We start from the raw sequence: 16,276 nt of genomic DNA on the forward strand, positions 1-16,276 counted from the left end.
CGATGGGAGCCGGACCAGTGAACATTCGCCACGCCGCGGCCGGTGCCGCACTGATCGCCGCCGCCGTATGCGCCGTCCCGGCCACGGCCACCGCCGACGACCCGGAATTTCCCCGCAGCGGAGTGATCCCGGCCGGGAATTACCACATCACCCGGCATCCGGCCAATGTGCTCGGTACGCCGATGGAGAACTGCGATCTCCAGGTGTTCCCCGACGGCGCGACCGTCACCCTGCGCTGCGCCGACTGGTCCAAGACCGGGCGGCAGAACATCGTCGGACCGGATCAGGCGTACATCACCCTCGAGGGCGTGCCGATCGGCATGGATATCCGCGATATCGACCCCCGGCAGGGACACTGGATCGGCACCCTGAACATCGCGAGCACACCCATCGCAGCCCCCTACCCGGTCGCGGGAGTCACACTGCAGCGCACCTGACCTCGAGTCCGCGGCCATGTCACAGTGCGGCACCCGGCGTCGTCTCCCCGGTATGGATATCGCGTACTACATCGTCGGCACCGTCACCGCACTGTGGGTCGGCTTCTCGGGCTATTCGCTGTTCAACAAGAGCGAATTCGTCGTCGAACCACTCGATCGATACGGCGTCCCGCAGAGCTGGTGGAACTGGCTCGCCCTGGCCAAATCCGCTGGAGCAGTGGGACTGCTCGTAGGTTTCCTGCTTCCGCCGATCGGTATCGCTGCCGCTGTCGGGCTGATCCTGTACTTCGCCGGTGCGGTCGCCACGGCGCTGCGCGCCCGCTCGTACGGGACCGCGATCTTCCCGGTGCTGTACCTGGCGCCTGCGGCCGCGACGCTTGTCCTCCAGGTGGCTCGCTGACCCCCGGAAACGAAACAACTGTATCGCTGAACGAGACGGACTCGACAGGCCAGAGCGGTACCACGTTACATTCCTGCTCCCGAACCTGTTGTGCCACAACATGGCCGGTTCGGGCCGGGTGTCATGAGCGCCCGGGAGGCCAGGGTGAAGGGCGCGCCCCATGAAGTTACGAGTCCCGACGATCACGATGATATGCGCGGCGGCGATGGTCACCGCCGCGGGAACGGCCACGGCCGAACCCACGCCGGAGCCGGTCGGCTATCACGCCACCGCTGACGAATCCGGGGTGGTGACAGTCGAACTGACGCATGGAACGTTCGCCGCCGACCCGGCCGGCACCGTCGTCGCCGTGCGCGACCGAGCGGGCCGGGTCCTCGACACCCTCCCGTTGGCCTACGAGGTCGGCAGCCGGCGGATGCCGATCCGGGAACGGATCGGCACCGAGGGCACCACTCTCACCCTGACACCGGAGACCGCGGGCCTGGACCGCAACGCGCTCGGCCCGGTCGCCTCACCGCTGGAGAATCAACTCGCACTCAACGATCTGGTCAGCACGGTCAGCATCGGCACCTCGGTGGGAGCGCTGGTCGGTACGGCGGTCGGCGCGGCGCTCGGCATCGGCGTCGGTATCGCGCTGGCGGGCGCCACCTGCGTGGTGATCAGTGTCGCCTGTGTGCTCGCGGTGCTGCCGATCGTGAGCCTGGCCGGCGGTGTGGGCGGCATCGGCGGGCTGGTGCTGGGCGGCGGACCGAGCGCGGCCTACGGCGTGTACCGATACATTCGAACGATCACCGCGCCTCCTGGCGCCAGCGAATACGCTCCCGACCTGCGTGGCCGGCCGGGCGTACCGGACGCCGGGCGCTGATCGGGGGACCCCACCATGCTCACACGTATCGTTGCGGCGGCCGCCGTGACACTCACCTGCAGTACCGCGTTCGCGGGCCCCGCTGCTGCCGACCCGTCGCCGCGGATCGACACCACCGCAACCGCTGTCGTTCTCAGCGGCTTCGGGCCCGGCGGCTTCAGCCGAGCCGAGGACGGCTCGATTCGGGTCACCATGGACGGAGAGTCGGTGGCCCGGCTCCCCGCCCACTACACCCTCGACGGTGTCACCCACCGCATCGACGCCGGAATTACCGAGGACGGCGGAACCCTCACGCTCACACCGGAGCTCGCCACCAGGCCGGTCGCCTCCACGCTGGAGAACCAGATGGCCCTCAGCGATTTCGCCACCACCATGAAACGCGGCCCCTTGATCGGGTCGATCGTGGGCGCCGTCGTCGGTGCGGTGATCGGCATCGCGGTCGGCGCGAGTACCTGCCTCGTGGTCGGCCCCGCCTGTCTGGCAACGATTCCGGTGGCACTCGCCGCCTTCGCCGGGGCAGGCGGTATCGCGGGCACCGTGCTGGTCGGTGGTGGTGCTCTGGCGGTCGGGTTGTGGGACTACCTCACCGTGCTCGGGGCGCCACCCGGACACAGCCGGTACGCCGGCACACCCGAACTGGCAGATCCGCACGGGGCCGGTGTGCCTAACCCGCCGCTGCAACTGCCCAGCGGCTCGGCGAAGGGACTGAACAGCGGGTCGTCCTCGGGTACCGGAAACTGAAAGTCGGTCGTACCAAATAGCTCGAGTGGCCCGCATGCGATGATCGCGGCTTCTACCATCGGTACATGTCCGAGGTAGCAGCCGCAGATCAGCTGCCACTCACCATGCTCGAACGCGCCACCGCGGTGATGGAACTGTTCCACTCGCCCGATCGGCATCTGACTCTCGGCCAGATCGCGGTGCACACCCACCTACCGCGCGCGACCGTGCACCGGATCGTGCGCCAATTGATGCGCTTGGAATGGCTCACCCACGGTGCGGGCGGCTACACGCTGGGCCGACGTGTCCGCACCTGGGCTCCCGACACCGCGCGGCTGTCCCGGCTCCGCACTTGTGCGGCGCCGGTGCTGCACGAACTGTTACTGGCCACCACTGCAGTGGTCCACCTCGGCGCATTGCAAGGAGGTGAGGTGCTCTACCTGGACAAACTCGGTGGGCGGGCGGCGAGTGCGGTACCGACCGGCGTCGGCACCCGGACCACAGCGCACCGCAGCACCCTCGGTCGCGTCTGCCTGGCACAGCTGTCCCCGGAAGATATCGAGCACCGGACCACGGCGGTCGCCCCCGATGTCGACCTCGCGGCCCTGCATCGCCGGCTGCGCCGAATCGACCATCGAGCCACCGATTACGACGACAACGAATTCGCCGACCGGCTCGGTTCCGTCGCGGTCGCCGTCGACGCGTCCGCAGCCATCGCGGTGGTCTGCGATCGTCCTTCGGCGCTGCGCCGGATTGCGCCGCGGGTCCGGGCGGCGGCAGCGGAGATCCGGGCGGAGCTGACGCCCGGGCCACGGCAGATCATCGACCACCACCCGCCCCTACCGAAACGGTGAGCGCTCGACGGAGGCACCCCCGCGGGTAACGCCGAGCGGCCGGATCCGATCGAACAGACAACGGCACCTACCGCACCAGGAGGACGCCCATGCGCTCCCACACTCGGCCGTCGAACGAGCCACATCGACATCGGACGACTGCACGGCTCCGCCGGCTCGTGATTCCGGTCGCCGCCGGTGCCGCCGTCGCCGCAGTCACCGCCTGCACCTCCGGTTCACCTGCCTCGGAAGGGCCGGACACAGTGGGGCGGCGACCGATCAGCGCACCGATGCCGGCCGGGCCGATCCCGTCGGATACCGCCTCCGCGGCACTCACCGCCCGGGTTCCGGCCCCACTCACTGCCACGGTCACCAGCGGACTGTCACCGGTGGTGACGACCGCAGCGGGCACGCCGTTCGACGGCGAACACGTCAGCGGACCGGCCGCGGAACGATTGCAACAGGCAGTCGACGCCGGCCGTCAGCCATGGCGGCTGGACGAGGACGCCGTGGCCCGCGCCTTCGTCTCCGCACGTTTCGGCTGGTCACAAGCCACAGTTACCGGCAACAGCGAGAGTGTGCGGGTAGCCACCGGACCGGACGGCCGCGGCGTCACCCTGGCGCTGGTCCAACCGGCCCGCGTGGGCGACGGCGGTATCTGGGTGGTGGAATCCGGCCACTGGAACTAGCGGCTCGTACTCTGGATTCATGTCCGCTGTCGCCACCCCCACTACCAGCCCCGAGCTCGACCGTGCGGTCGAACTGCTCGCGGGTCGCCGGGTGGCGGTGCTGACGGGCGCGGGCCTGTCGACCGACAGTGGGATTCCCGATTACCGCGGCCCGGACTCGCCGCCCCGCAACCCGATGACCTATCAGCAGTTCGTCGGCGATCCGGTCTTCCGGCAGCGCTACTGGGCCCGCAATCACATCGGCTGGCGTCGGATGGATGCGGCTCGCCCCAACCTCGGTCACCGGATGCTGGCGCAACTCGAACGGGCCGGTGTCGTGTCGGGCCTGATCACCCAGAATGTGGATCTGTTGCACACCAAGGCCGGGCATCGCGGTGTGATCGACCTGCACGGAACCTATGCCCGGGTGCGCTGTCTGTCCTGCCACGGGCTGATCTCGCGGATGACCCTCGCCGACCGGTTGGAGCAGGCGAACCCGGGATTCACCCAGTCGGCGACGGCGACCGGCATCGAGGTGGCGCCCGACGCCGATGCGGTGGTGCTCGACACCGACAGTTTCCGGATGGTCGACTGCGCACGCTGTGGCGGCATGCTCAAGCCGGATATCGTCTACTTCGGCGAGAATGTGCCGAAAGGCCGTGTGGACGAGTCCTTTTCGATGATCGACGCGGCCGACGCGGTGTTGGTGGCGGGGTCGTCACTGACGGTCATGTCGGGCCTGCGCTTCGTGCGCCGGGCCGCCAAATCGGGGAAGCCGGTGGTGATCGTCAATCGTGGTGCGACGCGCGCCGATGCACTGGCCTCGGTCCGCATCGATGCCGGATGCTCCCCCACCCTTGCCGCACTGGCGCCGGCCCTGGAGTCCTGACCTCCCGACAGCGAAACAGCCGGCGGAACCGTACCGCCGGCTGCTTCGCAACACCTGTTCAGTTCCAGCCGGGCTGGGCTTGGCGTTTGATCGGTGGAGAGGAGTTGGCGAGAATCTCGAGGTCCTCGAGGAACCGTTCGACACTCTCCGATTGCGCCGCAGGTGTGCTGACCTGATCGCGCACCTTCTCCTCGGTGATCGACAGCATGGCCGCCGCCAGATCCAGTTCCAGATCTCGTACCATCTGCCGCCGCAGTTGGGCGATCTGATCGCGCCCCTGCCGCCGCACCCGTTCCACCTCGGCCGCGGCCGCCTCGCGCATTTGCGCGACAATGTGCTCGGCATCGGCACGGGCATCGGCACGGATCTGGTCGAGTTCGGTCTGCGCCTCGGTCACCGCGGTCGTGTAGGAGCGTTTTGCTTCGTCCAGCCGCTGCGCGGCGTGGTCGCTCTCGTCGAGTTGCTTGGCGATCGCGTTCTGACTCTTCGCCATCAGTCTTTTGACCGGTGGCACAATCCATTTCACGAAAATGAAGACGATAACCACGAACCCGAACAGCTGGCTGAAGAACACCGGCCAGTCGAAGGTGATCTGGTAAGGGCCATCGGCGAAAACGCTGCCGCTGGTGTGAATCATTACGACTCCCGTCCCCTCCTGCGACCGGCAGTACCGGCGTGCCGATTGTCGCCGACCACTTGGTCGGCGAGCGACTGTGCCATCGGCTCGACTTCGAGCCGCAATTCGGCCTTGACGCGGTCGGCCTCGGCGCGCAGGTGGTCACCGGACTCGGCGAGAATGCCGTCGACCTCCTGCTGTGCCTCGGTGCGCAGGTCTTCCATGATGGACCGACCCTCCGCACGTGCCTCGTTGCGAATATCGGCCGCTTCGGTGCGCGCCTGTTCCAGCGCGCTCTGATACTTCGCCTCGGCTTCGGCGAACAGTTCCTTCGCCTCTTTGGTATTCGTGGCGGTGGCCTCGACCCGCTCCTCGCGTTCGGTCAGCACCTTGCGGATCGGCGGAACGACGAAGAACCAGATGACTCCGAGCACGATCAGGAAGATGATCAGCTCGACGAAGAAGGTGCCGTTGGGGATGAGGAAGTTCCCCTCGGCCACCACATCGGTTCGCGCGGACATCTCGCCGATTACTTACCGGGAGTCGCGAAGACGAACAATGCCATGAACGCCAGGTTGATGAAGTACGCGGCCTCGACCAAACCGACGGTCAGGAAGAAGTTACCGCGCAGGCGGCCCTCGGCTTCCGGCTGGCGGGTGACGCCGTTGATCAACGCCGAACCGGCGAGACCGTCACCGATACCCGCACCGATGGCGCCACCGGCCATGATGAGGCCACCGCCGATGAGGGCACCCTGGACGATTGCTGGATCTGCTGCCATTATCTCTTCCTGTTCTCCAACGTGGACCGGTCGGCGACCGGGACTGCCGTTCAGTGGTTTTCGTCCTCCAGCGCCATGGACTGGCTGAAGTAGAGGACGGTCAAGAGCGCGAAGATGAATGCCTGGATGGCGCCGACGAACATGTCGAACAGCTTCCAAATGGCATTGGGACCCCACGAGATCCAATACGGGAACAGTGCGATCACCGCTACCATGACGCCGCCGGCGAACATATTTCCGAACAACCGCAGCGACAGCGACAGCGGCTTGGCGACCTCTTCGATGACGTTGATCAACACCATCGGTCCCCAGCCGGTATGCCCCTTGAGGAGCAGTTTCGCATGCTTGCCCGCACCGCGACGCTTGACACCCGCCGCGTGATAGAAGACGAAGACGAACAGCGCCAGCGCGTAGACGAAATTGACGTCCGAGGCCGGTGGGAAGATGAATTCGCCCCGGCCGTACTGCATCGGTAGCACCGACAGCCAGTTCGACAGCAGGATGAAGGTGAAAAGCGTGACGGCCAGGGGCAATACGAACGGCGCGATGCGCATTCCGATCGCGGATTCGACCTGGCCACGCATTTGCGTGGTCACGGTCTCGAAGAACAACTGCACCCCGTTGGGCACCCCGGAGGTGACCTTCATCCGGAGGAATATCGCCAGGCCGATGACGATGACAGCGGCGACCACTGTCGAAAGGATGGTGTCGACATTGAACGTCAGACCCCACAGCTCGGTGGTCGCGTGGTGACCTACCTCGATCTTCGGCTCTTCCTCGGCCAGGATCATCGTCGCGAAACTACTGCTCATGATTGCTGACGAAGCCCTTTCCATTCGGGCACCACGGTGTGCAGTACGAGGACGACCTGGAACAAGGCGAGCCCGAAGAAGATACCGATCCCGTCGGGCCGGGTCAGGAACGCCACCACGACGGCCAGCACCGTGAGAACAACCAACCGGCCGGCGGTCGACAAAGCCAGCATTTGCCTACTCGGCGATTCCGAGCGGGCAACCCTGGTCACCGACCGCCAGGTGAGCTGGGCATTGGCCCACCCCAAACCCAGTCCTATACAAATGAACACGCCCAGCAGCAACCGATCCAAAGGCCCCGTCACCACCAAAGCCAGTACACCGAATGCGGTTGCTATATAACCCGCACGGCGCATTCGAAGCTTATCGATATTCACCGCGACACCACCATCGCCGCCATCCCACCTCGTAGTAGGTCGTGATCGAGGTCAGCTTACACATACCAACCTTCTTGCGTAACAACATTTTTGATCTTCATATACTTGATCTTGAATTTTGCGGAGGACACACCGGGCAAGTTGTCACAGCCATCATCGGGCAATCCGTACGCACTGCGCCCGACCTGCCGATAAGTCTGTCTTACCGCATTTTTCGGACATAAGGAACAACTGGGCAGCGGAGCAGCAAAAGTAAATACTCGGTCAAATATAACGCTAATATGAGTAAACTCGAGGCTCGACTCGGACATTTAGTCCGAAATGCCCGAAATGCCCGAATAATCCAGCGCCGGGATAATCCGATCCCGTTCCCGGGCGATACTCCCGCCCACTATCGCGGCGATGCTTCATATCCGAAGGCCTTATATATAGGCATGCATCGGGTGCCCGTACCGAACCGCCTGCACGGCATCCGGTCCCAGGCCCCACCATCCTGCCGTACTGGACGGTAATCCAGCACACCACCCCCGGGTAGTTGCACAAATTCCGTGTCCCACCAGGCATTCCCGGACATTTTCCGGTCGAGGGGTTACCGTGTCAGCTGCTGGGTACATCACCCACCGGGCCGATCCGGCCCGCCGATGAGGGGAACCGCGTTTCTGTCCCCATGCTTGGTTGCAGCTTCACACGTTGAGGAGGCAGTACCATGAGCAGTAAACCGTCAGGCTCGGATTCCTCGGGTGCTTTCGGGGGTTCTACCCGGCGTTCTTCCAGTTCCGACCCCAGCGAACACGACGACTCCTGCCCGGAGTCCGACTATCCGGCTCCGCTGGATGCGGAACTGAACGCCTCGGTGTTGAACTCGGAATCCCTGATCTACCAGCTCCACGAACCTGGTGTGCCGTTACACATCGTGATGGTCGCACCGCCGTACTTCGAAGTTCCGCCGGCTGGTTACGGCGGGGTCGAAGCCGTGGTAGCTCAACTGGCGGACGCCCTGGTCGCGCGCGGACACCGAGTCACCCTGCTGGGTGCCGGCCGCCCGGGAACCACGGCACGGTTCATCCCGGTCTGGGACGACATCCTCGCCGACCGGCTCGGCGACCCTTTCCCGGAGGTTCTCAACGCGCTCAAGGTCCGGCGCATCATCACCGAACTGGCGCAGACCGAACGGATCGATGTCGTCCACGATCACACCTTCGCGGGCCCGCTGAACGCCCCGATGTACTCCGCGCTGGGCATCCCGACGGTTGTCACGGTGCACGGCCCGGTGGACGGTGAGGCACAGGAGTACTACAGCTCCCTGACCGATACCGCACAGTTCGTCGCCATCAGTGACCGGCAGCGCTCGCTGGCCGAGAACCTGAACTGGGTGGGCCGGGTGTACAACACCGTGCGACCGGCCGAATGGCCGTTCCAGACCCGCAAGCAGGATTTCGGCCTCTTCCTGGGACGCTACGCCCCGTACAAGGGGCCGGACCTGGCCCTGCATGCCGCGCACGAGGTCGGTATGCCACTGGTCCTGGCGGCGAAGATGAACGAACCGCCGGAAAAGGCGTACTTCGAGTCCGCGGTCCGACCGCTGTTGCGCGACACCGACTTCGTCTTCGGCGAGGCCGACCAGATCGCGAAGCGGCTATTGCTCTCCTCGGCACGCTGCCTGCTGTTCCCGATCCGCTGGGAGGAGCCGTTCGGCATAGTCATGATCGAGGCCATGGCCTGTGGCACCCCGGTGGTAGCACTGCGCGGTGGCGCGGTCGACGAGGTGGTGGACCACGGTGTCACCGGCATCATCTGCGACGATCCCGCCGAATTGCCCGCGGCCATCGCCGCCGCCGACGAACTCGATCCGGTCGCCTGCCGGCGCCGGGTGGTGGAACGGTTCTCGGTGGATCAGCTGGGTGCCGGGTACGAAGCGGCCTACTACGCCGCCATCGAGAAGACGCCGGCCATGCCGATCGTGGTCGGGGCCGGCGATGCCGGCCTGGTCCGACCGCTGTCAGCCGTGGGCAACGCCTGATCCCGCGCTCGAAGCATCTGCCCCACACCCAGATACGCCCGCATCCGGTCTCCGCCGTGGCAACGACCGGATGCGGGCGTCATCGCGGAAGGCCGCCGAAGCGTCCCTCCCACCGCACCAGGACGTCGGCGAGGATCCGGGACAACTCCCGCTGATCCCGAACCGGGAGTCCGGACAGCAACCCGGCTTCGTAGTCGAGCTGCCGGGGCATCACCCGGTCGATCAGCGCACGGCCGGCGGTGCTGAGCGAAATATGTGACACCCTGCGGTCGCGGGTATCGGCCCGCCGTTCGATGAGCCCGCGCTGTTCCAGTCCCCGCAAGCGCTTGGTCACCGCGGCCGGGGACGCGAAGGTTTCGCGCGCCAACCGGCTCGGCGTCAATTCCCCGCCCACCCGACGCAGCGCCAGCAGCACATCGAATTCCGGGCGGGTCAATTCCTCGTCGCCCAGGGGTGCGTCGGTCACCTGCTGCAGCAGTGCCGCACACCGATTGATCCGGCCGATCACCGCGATCGGGCTCAGATCCAGATCCGGTGCGGTGCGCGCCCACTGACGCATCACCTCCGCGACCGCGTCGTCGGCCACGGCAGCGGTACCGGCGTCTACCGCGCCTGCGCTGGTGGCCGTCGCGGCCTCGTCGGCCGCCGCGCCCGGATCGCCGCCGCTCATGACACCGCCACCAGCGTCCGCCCGACCGGTAACCGGTCGAGCAGTTGATGTCCGGTCCGTTCCGCGGCCACGATGCGTTCGTCCGGCAGCGGTGCGCTCCACCATTCGCCCGCGGCGGTATCGGCACAGGTTCGGACGTCGATGAGCGCGGCCGCCAGCCGGGCCCGATCCGCACGGGCGGCGGTACCGGCCCGGATCACGGCGCGGGCGTGGTCGATCTCGGTCTCCAGTTCGGCCAGTGCCTCCCCTACGCGATCGGTGACCCGACGGTTGGGGATCACGAAGCAGATCACGACGGCGATCACGGCGCCCACACAGGTATCGAGCCAGCGGTCCAGCGCGAGTTCGGGCGCCGGGCTCGGATGCGCGAACTCGACCATCGCCAGCGCCATCGGCGTGATGAACACGGTCGCGACCCAATAGTTCCGGGAGATCGTGGCCTCCACGATCACCTGACAGGCCAGCGCGATGATCACCAGCGCGACCGGCCCGTGCGCCCAGAGCGCGACCGCGGTGAACAGCCCGACCCCCACCAGATTGCCCAGCACCCGCTGCACCGTACGCTGCCACGACAGTGCGGTATTGGCGACGATGAGCACGGCGGCGGTCATGACCGCCCAGTACGGACGATTCACCCCCAGCGCCATCGAGATGCCCCCCGCCAGCGCGGACCCGACCGCGACCCGGGCGGCCAGCGGCAGACCGAGGGCTCCCGGCCGGAAGGCTTGCGCCACCCGGCGCAGGCCTGCGCCGGGCACGGCACCGACGCGCCCGAGTTCGACGCCGCGCACTTCGGACCGTTCCTCGGCACCGGTGTGAATCAGCGGAACCCGGCCCCGGCGCAGCGCAACGGCGTACTCGTCGAGCGTCGCCGCGCCGTCTTCGTCGAAGGCTCCCGCACCGCTGCGGTCCGGCATTGCGGCGGCCCGGCCGATGGTGACCTGTGCCTCGGGTCTGGTTGTCGCGGCCAAGGTTTCGGCGCGAGCAAGCAGATTCGACAGCGCGTCCCGGCGCGGCGCGGCGGGGACACGGGCCAGCGCACCCCAGGCAGCTTGGACCGCGACCGCCGCATTGTGGCGGGCCCGAGTCAGGCCGGGGTCCGCGGCGGGAACTCGTAGCAGCCGGGCCGTCGACTCCAGGGCGCGAGCCACCGCCAGTCGCTGCGGGCCGTGCGGACGGATCAGGAACGGCGACATGCACACGCACCAGGCCAGTACGCCACCGGCCAGGATCAGGCCCATATGGAGGGGAAGTTGCTCCGGACGCTGCGGCACGAAGGCGGCGCTGGTCATGACGAAGGTGAAGATGATATTGCCGGGCGGGCCCATCCGCGAGGCATCACAGACCAGCTTGTACAGCCCGGCCAGCACCGCGATCACCAGCACCCGGATCGCTGTGGAATCGACGAAGGCCGAGGTGGCGAGCCCCGCCGAGGTCCCGGCGAACATGCCGAAGACCACCCACCCCAGCGTCCGGGCCCGGGCGGGATAGGGCAACCCGTGCCCGTAGAGGGCGCACAGACCTCCGGCGCTCGTGTAGAACGCCAGGTCCACCCGGCCCATGGTGAGCAACACGATCTCCGGGACACCGATGGCGACCACCGCGCACAACGCGGTGTGCCACCAGGTGTCGGCGACCGGGCGCATCTGGAATACACCGCGCAGCGACAGCATCCGCAGGGCGTTGCGGATGCTGGAGGACTCGACGGGAGAAGCAGGCGGCACCAGGAAAGGTTAGCAAGTATTTTACTAGAAAAATACCAAGGTGTTCGGATTCACGTGCCGATCACCACCCGCCCGGACCACAACCGCCCGAGCCGACAGGGGCCCACGGCACCACCCGCGCCGGACACGCGAGCACCGGCGACCGCGGAGATCACCCCGAAGGGCCGAGGCGTGGTGATTCCTCGCGATCGAGACCGGCAATGCGAGGAATGTACGAGTCTCCGCAATTCGCCGGCACGCTTTCGCCATATTGCGAATGTAAAAAGTGCAACCACGGCACAGCCATCTGAAACGCGTCGATTCATATTCCTGACGGCTCCGGAAAAGCCGAAACTTCACCGCGGTAATGTGCCGGGGCTAACGGTCGCGGGTCAGCGACTGTCGATAAGCACGCGGCGACATCCCCATCCACCGAGTGAAAGCATGGGTGAAATTCGCGGTCTCTGCATAGCCCAGCCGGCGGGCCACATCCTCCACCGTCGCCCCCGCGCGCAACAGTTCCGAGGCCGCGCCCTCGCGGGCAGTGTTGAGCAGCCCACGGAAGCTGGCCCCTTCGGCGGAGAGCTGACGACGCAGGGTACGGACATTGATGTGCAGCTCAGCGGCCACTTCGGCCATCGAAGGCACCGTGCCCGGTTCACGCAGCAGCCGCTCCCGCACCACCGTCGACAACTTCCAACCGCTCTCGAGCAGGACCTGCAACGCTTCCCGGCACTGTCGCTCGATCAGGCTCGCGGTATGCGCGTCGGCATGCGGCATGCGCAGTTCCAGGAACGATCGTGGCAGTACCAGCGCCGTGCGGTCACATCCACTGAGCACCGGTGTGCCCTGTGCGACCTCCCGCAACGCGGCCGCACGCTCGGCATCCAGATCGAGTTCCAGGCGCACCGCCGGAATCTCGACGTCCAGGGCGCGACCCGCGACGAAGATCAGCGCCACCTCCCGTTCGACGAAGTATCCACGCAGGTCGGAAGGGATCGCAGAACCGTCCGCGACCAGCGCGACCTCATCGTCACCGGATTCGTCGAGCGAGTAGTGCGCCGCCACCGAAACCAGTGCCTGATATCGGACGGCAATGTTGAGCACATCGCGCATGGTGGCGCTGGCCAGGGCTGCCAACCCGACGAGCCCGGCCTTGCCGAGGGAGGCCTCCGCCGCGGTTTCCACCCCGAGGCCTGGACGGTCACCGACCGCGCGGATCAGATTGCGCGCTACCGCAAATTCCTGCTCCGGCCAAATGCGAAGTTCTTCATCGGCCAGATCTGCGGGCTCGATTCCGGTCCCCGACAAAAGCAGGGTGTCGTCCAATCCGCGCGCCTGTCCGGCACCGACCATCATGCGCACACTGACACTGCCGCGAGGCAACACTCCGGAAGACGTACCGAATCCGATCACCGTCCGAAATTACCAATATTCGGTCCGTTCGGCACATTCCGGACTATGAATGCATCGGCATAACCTCGTTGCAAAGCCTTCGGTCCGCCGACGGCAGGGGCAGGCAGGGTTCGAGGAGGGCGCGGAGCACGTGGATATGTTCAGTACCTGTTGGATGGAACCGCTCGACCTCACTCCCGGGAAGGCTCACGAGATCATGCAGATGCATCGCGCCTGCCGTACCGACGAATGCCCGCGGCGGCGCGCGGCGTTACGCATCCTGGTCGAGGCCGGGCGGCTGATCCCGGACTCCTCCCGAGTGCACTGACACCGACGGAGTCAGTGCGGTCGGCGGCTGTCCGGATGTGTCCACCCAACGTTCGGTCCACTGCCGCGCGATCCGCAGGGCCCGGCCGGGCGGCATCCGTTCGGGTTCGGTCAGCACCGCGAGCGTGAGGCCGTCGGCCAACGCCAGCAATTCGGCTGCCGCATCGCCCGATTCGCCGGAACGAGCCGGATTTGCCGAGACCAGTGCGCGCGCGATCAGATTCTCGGTGCGCTGCCACTGCCCGCGGTGCAACGCCGCGATGTCGTCATCGTGTGCCGCGCGAGCAACCAGCGCCAGCCACACCCGCGCCAGCCGGTCGTCGCTCGTGGGAGCGACGAGCAGTTCGACCAGGCGGGCGAGCCGTTCGCGCGGTGGAAGCGTCGCGACGGCCCCGGCATCGAAGCGCTGCGTCGCCTCGTCCCGGACGTACTCCCACACCCGGTGCAGCAGTTCGTCTTTGGTGGAGAAGTAGTACTGCACGGTCCCGATCGAGACCTCGGCGCGGGTAGCGAGGGTGCGGATACTCACGCCCTCGATCCCACTCTCGGCGATGACATCGGCAAGCCGGTCGAGCAGCTGGTGCCGTCGATCCGCCGCGGCGGCCGCGGCCGTCTGCTCAGCGCCCACCGCGTCGACTCCTCTCCCACTCCTGGCGAACCCGATAGTAGTGCCAAGCCCGCTCCCCCAGGTGCCGTGCCACCGCCGTCGGCTCTCGCCGGCCGTCGCCCGCCGAGGAACGTTGCACCACCACGGCGAAGAACAACAGCACCACCGCGATGCCACCGACCCCGAAGTAGACCGCATCGCCCAGCAGGCCGACCAGCATGCGGGCCGATTCGTGCTCGGCTCCGGACAGCGCGGGCAGGATCGCTTCGAGCTGAAGCAGCCGCAGGACCTCGGCACACAGCCACAGCAATGCCGCGCCGATCAACGACCAGCCCACGATGCGGTACTCGCGGGCCAGCCGCAGGCCCGCGAGTACCGAGATCGCAGCCAGCACGAGTACCCCTGTCTCACCGGCAGCGAAGACCGCTCCCGCGCTCATCGGGCGAGGTCCCGGCGTGCGGGGCGACGCAACGCAGCGATCAGCAACAGCGCCCAGGCGGCGACCAGCAACAGATTGCGCACTCCCGCACCGAATTCCATGCGATGGGTGACGGCTTCCATCCCGCCCGGCCCGAACCACATCGCCTTGCCGGTGATCAGCCCGGTCAGCGAGCCCAGCACCGCCAGGACCGACGCGAAGGCGGCGGGCCCGAAGGCCCTACCCAGCCGGCGCCGGTAGTAGAGCACCATGGCCGCTCCCAGTAGTGGTGCGGCCAAGCCGAGCACTTCGATCACTCGAAACACGGCAACCCTCCTCATACGTTCGTATGAGATTGACAATACGACCGTATGAGGATGTCGTCAATACGACTGTATGAACGGGTTCAGCCCGTGAAACTCCATTCGTCACCGTCGGCGAAGATCACCTGGGAACCATCGCTCCGGCGCATGGTGCCGGTGGCATCGACCGTCCACTCCTCCGGTACGAGGGCGTGGTCGCCGCCCCCGGGATGCACCAGTGCGGTCCCGTCCGCACGCACGTAGGCGCCGTCCGCGCGCGGCGACCAGGCAGCCGGGTCGAACCGCCGCAGCGTCCCGTCGGCATCGATCACTCCCATCGCGCCGTAACGGTGCATCCGGGAACCGTCCGGGCGGGTCGTCCATCCGTCGTCGGTCACCGCTTCCGTCACGCCGGTTGCGGCCCAGACGATTTCCGATGCGTCCGACGCGATCAGGTCACCGTCCGGGCCGTGCCGCCAATAGCCGAGTTCGTGACGCAGGTGTGGTAAATCCTCCAGCAGGCCCGCGACGGCCTCGAGGTCCGCGGGCTCGCCGAACCGGGCGGTGTGGATGCCCCGGTGCGCCCGGCGCAGCATCGAGGTGAGGCGCGCACCGGGCCCCACTTCGATCACATACCGCACACCATGCGCAGCCAGCCCGTCCATCACCGCATCCCAGCGCACCGGCGCGCACACCTGGGCGGACAGTAGTTCCACCGGATCAGCCGCGCCTCCGTCCCACCGGCCGGACGTACCGTCCACTACCGGAATTCGCGGGGAATCGAAGGTGGTCCGCACGAGCTCGGCACGCAAGGACGCCGCCGCCGGCGCCATCAGGGCACAGTGAAACGGTGCGCTGACATCGAGTTCACGGGTGAGGGCTCCGGCCTCGGTGGCCAGCTGACGGGCCCGCGCGACGGCGCCGCCCTGGCCGGATACGACCAGCTGACCGGCACCGTTGTAGTTGGCAACCGCGACGATCTCGGATTGCGCTGCAGCGACGCAGATCTCGTCCACCTCGGCTGCCGACAGGCCCATCACGGCCACCATCGCGCCCTCGCCCGGCGCCACCGCCGCCTGCATCAGTTCGCCGCGCCGCCGCACCAGTCGCAGTGCGGCACCGAAATCCAGACTTCCGGCACATACGTGCGCGGTGATCTCACCGAGACTGTGGCCGGCGACCACCAGGGGTGCACACCCGGTCTGCTGCACCAGCACGCGGTAGGCCGCGACACTGGTAGCGAGTATGGCCGGTTGTGCGTTCTCGGTGCGGGACAGCTCCGTGGCGGCGCCGTCGAAACACAGTGCGCTCAGCCCGAAATCCAGTGCCGCATCGGCCGTGTCGAAGGTTTCGCGAGCGATCGCGTAGTCGCCTGCGAGCGCTGCGCCCATACCGGGGAACTGGGACCCCTGACCGGGGAATACGTATGCGAGCAT

20 protein-coding genes are annotated in these 16,276 nt (G+C 66.9%); 8 read left to right on the forward strand and 12 right to left on the reverse strand.

Going from position 1 to position 16,276, the window contains the following annotated elements; translation table 11 throughout:
• The first annotated feature begins 17 nt into the window (after nt 1-17).
• The 7 genes from NV2_RS05250 to NV2_RS05280 all read left to right on the forward strand — a co-directional run bounded on the left by NV2_RS05250 (nt 18) and on the right by NV2_RS05280 (nt 4,812).
• Nucleotides 18-437 (forward strand): hypothetical protein, encoded by a 420-nt coding sequence (locus NV2_RS05250; protein WP_157102764.1) that lies wholly within the window; start codon nt 18-20, stop codon nt 435-437.
• Between the two features lie 52 nt (nt 438-489).
• The gene (locus tag NV2_RS05255; RefSeq protein ID WP_067870063.1) at nt 490-837 is read left to right on the forward strand and encodes a DoxX family protein; all 348 of its coding nucleotides are present in this window, start codon (nt 490-492) and stop codon (nt 835-837) included.
• Nucleotides 838-997: 160 nt separating this feature from the next.
• Nucleotides 998-1,702: a DUF8020 domain-containing protein gene (locus NV2_RS05260; protein ID WP_157102748.1), complete on the forward strand. Its 705-nt coding sequence runs from the start codon at nt 998-1,000 to the stop codon at nt 1,700-1,702.
• Between the two features lie 15 nt (nt 1,703-1,717).
• Complete coding sequence (locus NV2_RS05265) at nt 1,718-2,443, forward strand: DUF8020 domain-containing protein (protein WP_067870067.1); 726 nt, start codon at nt 1,718-1,720, stop codon at nt 2,441-2,443.
• A 65-nt stretch (nt 2,444-2,508) separates the two neighbouring features.
• Entirely contained in the window at nt 2,509-3,276 is a 768-nt protein-coding gene (locus NV2_RS05270; protein WP_067870069.1) for an IclR family transcriptional regulator, read from the forward strand.
• A 269-nt stretch (nt 3,277-3,545) separates the two neighbouring features.
• Nucleotides 3,546-3,944, forward strand: coding sequence for an acyl transferase (locus NV2_RS05275; RefSeq protein ID WP_157102749.1), 399 nt, complete (start codon nt 3,546-3,548; stop codon nt 3,942-3,944).
• A 19-nt stretch (nt 3,945-3,963) separates the two neighbouring features.
• Nucleotides 3,964-4,812 carry an NAD-dependent protein deacetylase gene (locus NV2_RS05280; protein WP_067870073.1) on the forward strand — a complete coding sequence of 283 codons (849 nt, stop codon included), beginning with the start codon at nt 3,964-3,966 and terminating at the stop codon, nt 4,810-4,812.
• A gap of 58 nt (nt 4,813-4,870) precedes the next feature.
• Here the strand turns inward: NV2_RS05280 and NV2_RS05285 are convergent, their stop codons facing one another.
• From NV2_RS05285 to NV2_RS05305, 5 genes are read right to left on the reverse strand one after another with little or no spacing between them, the layout of a single operon-like run.
• Complete coding sequence (locus tag NV2_RS05285) at nt 4,871-5,449, reverse strand: F0F1 ATP synthase subunit B family protein (protein ID WP_067870074.1); 579 nt, start codon at nt 5,447-5,449, stop codon at nt 4,871-4,873.
• On the reverse strand, nt 5,449-5,949 hold the full coding sequence (locus NV2_RS05290; RefSeq protein ID WP_067870076.1) for a F0F1 ATP synthase subunit B: 501 nt from the start codon (nt 5,947-5,949) through the stop codon (nt 5,449-5,451). Before NV2_RS05290 ends, NV2_RS05285 begins: the two co-directional genes overlap by 1 nt.
• An 8-nt stretch (nt 5,950-5,957) precedes the next feature.
• On the reverse strand, nt 5,958-6,209 hold the full coding sequence (locus NV2_RS05295; protein WP_025352811.1) for a F0F1 ATP synthase subunit C: 252 nt from the start codon (nt 6,207-6,209) through the stop codon (nt 5,958-5,960).
• Between the two features lie 50 nt (nt 6,210-6,259).
• A complete protein-coding gene (gene atpB / locus NV2_RS05300) occupies nt 6,260-7,021 on the reverse strand; it encodes a F0F1 ATP synthase subunit A (RefSeq protein ID WP_084473901.1) in 762 nt (253 codons plus the stop codon).
• Nucleotides 7,018-7,398 carry a hypothetical protein gene (locus NV2_RS05305; RefSeq protein WP_084473903.1) on the reverse strand — a complete coding sequence of 127 codons (381 nt, stop codon included), beginning with the start codon at nt 7,396-7,398 and terminating at the stop codon, nt 7,018-7,020. Before NV2_RS05305 ends, atpB begins: the two co-directional genes overlap by 4 nt.
• Nucleotides 7,399-8,314: 916 nt before the next feature.
• On the opposite strand from NV2_RS05305, the gene NV2_RS05310 reads away from it, so the two are divergent.
• Nucleotides 8,315-9,418: a glycosyltransferase family 4 protein gene (locus NV2_RS05310; protein ID WP_084473981.1), complete on the forward strand. Its 1,104-nt coding sequence runs from the start codon at nt 8,315-8,317 to the stop codon at nt 9,416-9,418.
• Between the two features lie 79 nt (nt 9,419-9,497).
• Here NV2_RS05310 and NV2_RS05315 read toward each other — a convergent pair whose 3' ends face one another.
• The 7 genes from NV2_RS05315 to fabD form a co-directional block, all read right to left on the reverse strand.
• Nucleotides 9,498-10,088 carry a MarR family winged helix-turn-helix transcriptional regulator gene (locus NV2_RS05315; protein ID WP_067870080.1) on the reverse strand — a complete coding sequence of 197 codons (591 nt, stop codon included), beginning with the start codon at nt 10,086-10,088 and terminating at the stop codon, nt 9,498-9,500.
• Nucleotides 10,085-11,812 carry an FUSC family protein gene (locus NV2_RS05320; RefSeq protein WP_157102750.1) on the reverse strand — a complete coding sequence of 576 codons (1,728 nt, stop codon included), beginning with the start codon at nt 11,810-11,812 and terminating at the stop codon, nt 10,085-10,087. Before NV2_RS05320 ends, NV2_RS05315 begins: the two co-directional genes overlap by 4 nt.
• Nucleotides 11,813-12,169: 357 nt before the next feature.
• Complete coding sequence (locus NV2_RS05325) at nt 12,170-13,207, reverse strand: AraC family transcriptional regulator (protein WP_067870084.1); 1,038 nt, start codon at nt 13,205-13,207, stop codon at nt 12,170-12,172.
• 250 nt (nt 13,208-13,457) lie between these two features.
• Nucleotides 13,458-14,141 carry a TetR/AcrR family transcriptional regulator gene (locus NV2_RS05330; RefSeq protein WP_067870086.1) on the reverse strand — a complete coding sequence of 228 codons (684 nt, stop codon included), beginning with the start codon at nt 14,139-14,141 and terminating at the stop codon, nt 13,458-13,460.
• Nucleotides 14,131-14,559: a hypothetical protein gene (locus NV2_RS31690; RefSeq protein ID WP_067870088.1), complete on the reverse strand. Its 429-nt coding sequence runs from the start codon at nt 14,557-14,559 to the stop codon at nt 14,131-14,133. Before NV2_RS31690 ends, NV2_RS05330 begins: the two co-directional genes overlap by 11 nt.
• Nucleotides 14,556-14,864, reverse strand: coding sequence for a hypothetical protein (locus NV2_RS05340; RefSeq protein WP_157102751.1), 309 nt, complete (start codon nt 14,862-14,864; stop codon nt 14,556-14,558). Before NV2_RS05340 ends, NV2_RS31690 begins: the two co-directional genes overlap by 4 nt.
• A gap of 80 nt (nt 14,865-14,944) precedes the next feature.
• On the reverse strand, nt 14,945-16,276 hold the full coding sequence (gene fabD / locus NV2_RS05345; protein WP_067870091.1) for an ACP S-malonyltransferase: 1,332 nt from the start codon (nt 16,274-16,276) through the stop codon (nt 14,945-14,947).

This window comes from Nocardia vermiculata NBRC 100427 (genome assembly GCF_001613265.1).
Taxonomy (GTDB): Bacteria; Actinomycetota; Actinomycetes; order Mycobacteriales; family Mycobacteriaceae; genus Nocardia; species Nocardia vermiculata.

What these genes read in the sequence shown, in the direction of transcription:
- NV2_RS05315 (WP_067870080.1), bottom strand. Translation starts at nt 10,088, where the DNA reads ATGAGCGGCGGCGATCCGGGCGCGGCGGCCGACGAGGCCGCGACGGCC.
- NV2_RS05280 (WP_067870073.1), top strand. Translation starts at nt 3,964, where the DNA reads ATGTCCGCTGTCGCCACCCCCACTACCAGCCCCGAGCTCGACCGTGCG.
- atpB (WP_084473901.1), bottom strand. Translation starts at nt 7,021, where the DNA reads ATGAGCAGTAGTTTCGCGACGATGATCCTGGCCGAGGAAGAGCCGAAG.
- NV2_RS05265 (WP_067870067.1), top strand. Translation starts at nt 1,718, where the DNA reads ATGCTCACACGTATCGTTGCGGCGGCCGCCGTGACACTCACCTGCAGT.
- NV2_RS05285 (WP_067870074.1), bottom strand. Translation starts at nt 5,449, where the DNA reads ATGATTCACACCAGCGGCAGCGTTTTCGCCGATGGCCCTTACCAGATC.
- NV2_RS05275 (WP_157102749.1), top strand. Translation starts at nt 3,546, where the DNA reads ATGCCGGCCGGGCCGATCCCGTCGGATACCGCCTCCGCGGCACTCACC.
- NV2_RS05270 (WP_067870069.1), top strand. Translation starts at nt 2,509, where the DNA reads ATGTCCGAGGTAGCAGCCGCAGATCAGCTGCCACTCACCATGCTCGAA.
- NV2_RS05310 (WP_084473981.1), top strand. Translation starts at nt 8,315, where the DNA reads ATGGTCGCACCGCCGTACTTCGAAGTTCCGCCGGCTGGTTACGGCGGG.
- NV2_RS05290 (WP_067870076.1), bottom strand. Translation starts at nt 5,949, where the DNA reads ATGTCCGCGCGAACCGATGTGGTGGCCGAGGGGAACTTCCTCATCCCC.
- NV2_RS31690 (WP_067870088.1), bottom strand. Translation starts at nt 14,559, where the DNA reads ATGAGCGCGGGAGCGGTCTTCGCTGCCGGTGAGACAGGGGTACTCGTG.
- fabD (WP_067870091.1), bottom strand. Translation starts at nt 16,276, where the DNA reads ATGCTCGCATACGTATTCCCCGGTCAGGGGTCCCAGTTCCCCGGTATG.
- NV2_RS05295 (WP_025352811.1), bottom strand. Translation starts at nt 6,209, where the DNA reads ATGGCAGCAGATCCAGCAATCGTCCAGGGTGCCCTCATCGGCGGTGGC.
- NV2_RS05255 (WP_067870063.1), top strand. Translation starts at nt 490, where the DNA reads ATGGATATCGCGTACTACATCGTCGGCACCGTCACCGCACTGTGGGTC.
- NV2_RS05260 (WP_157102748.1), top strand. Translation starts at nt 998, where the DNA reads ATGAAGTTACGAGTCCCGACGATCACGATGATATGCGCGGCGGCGATG.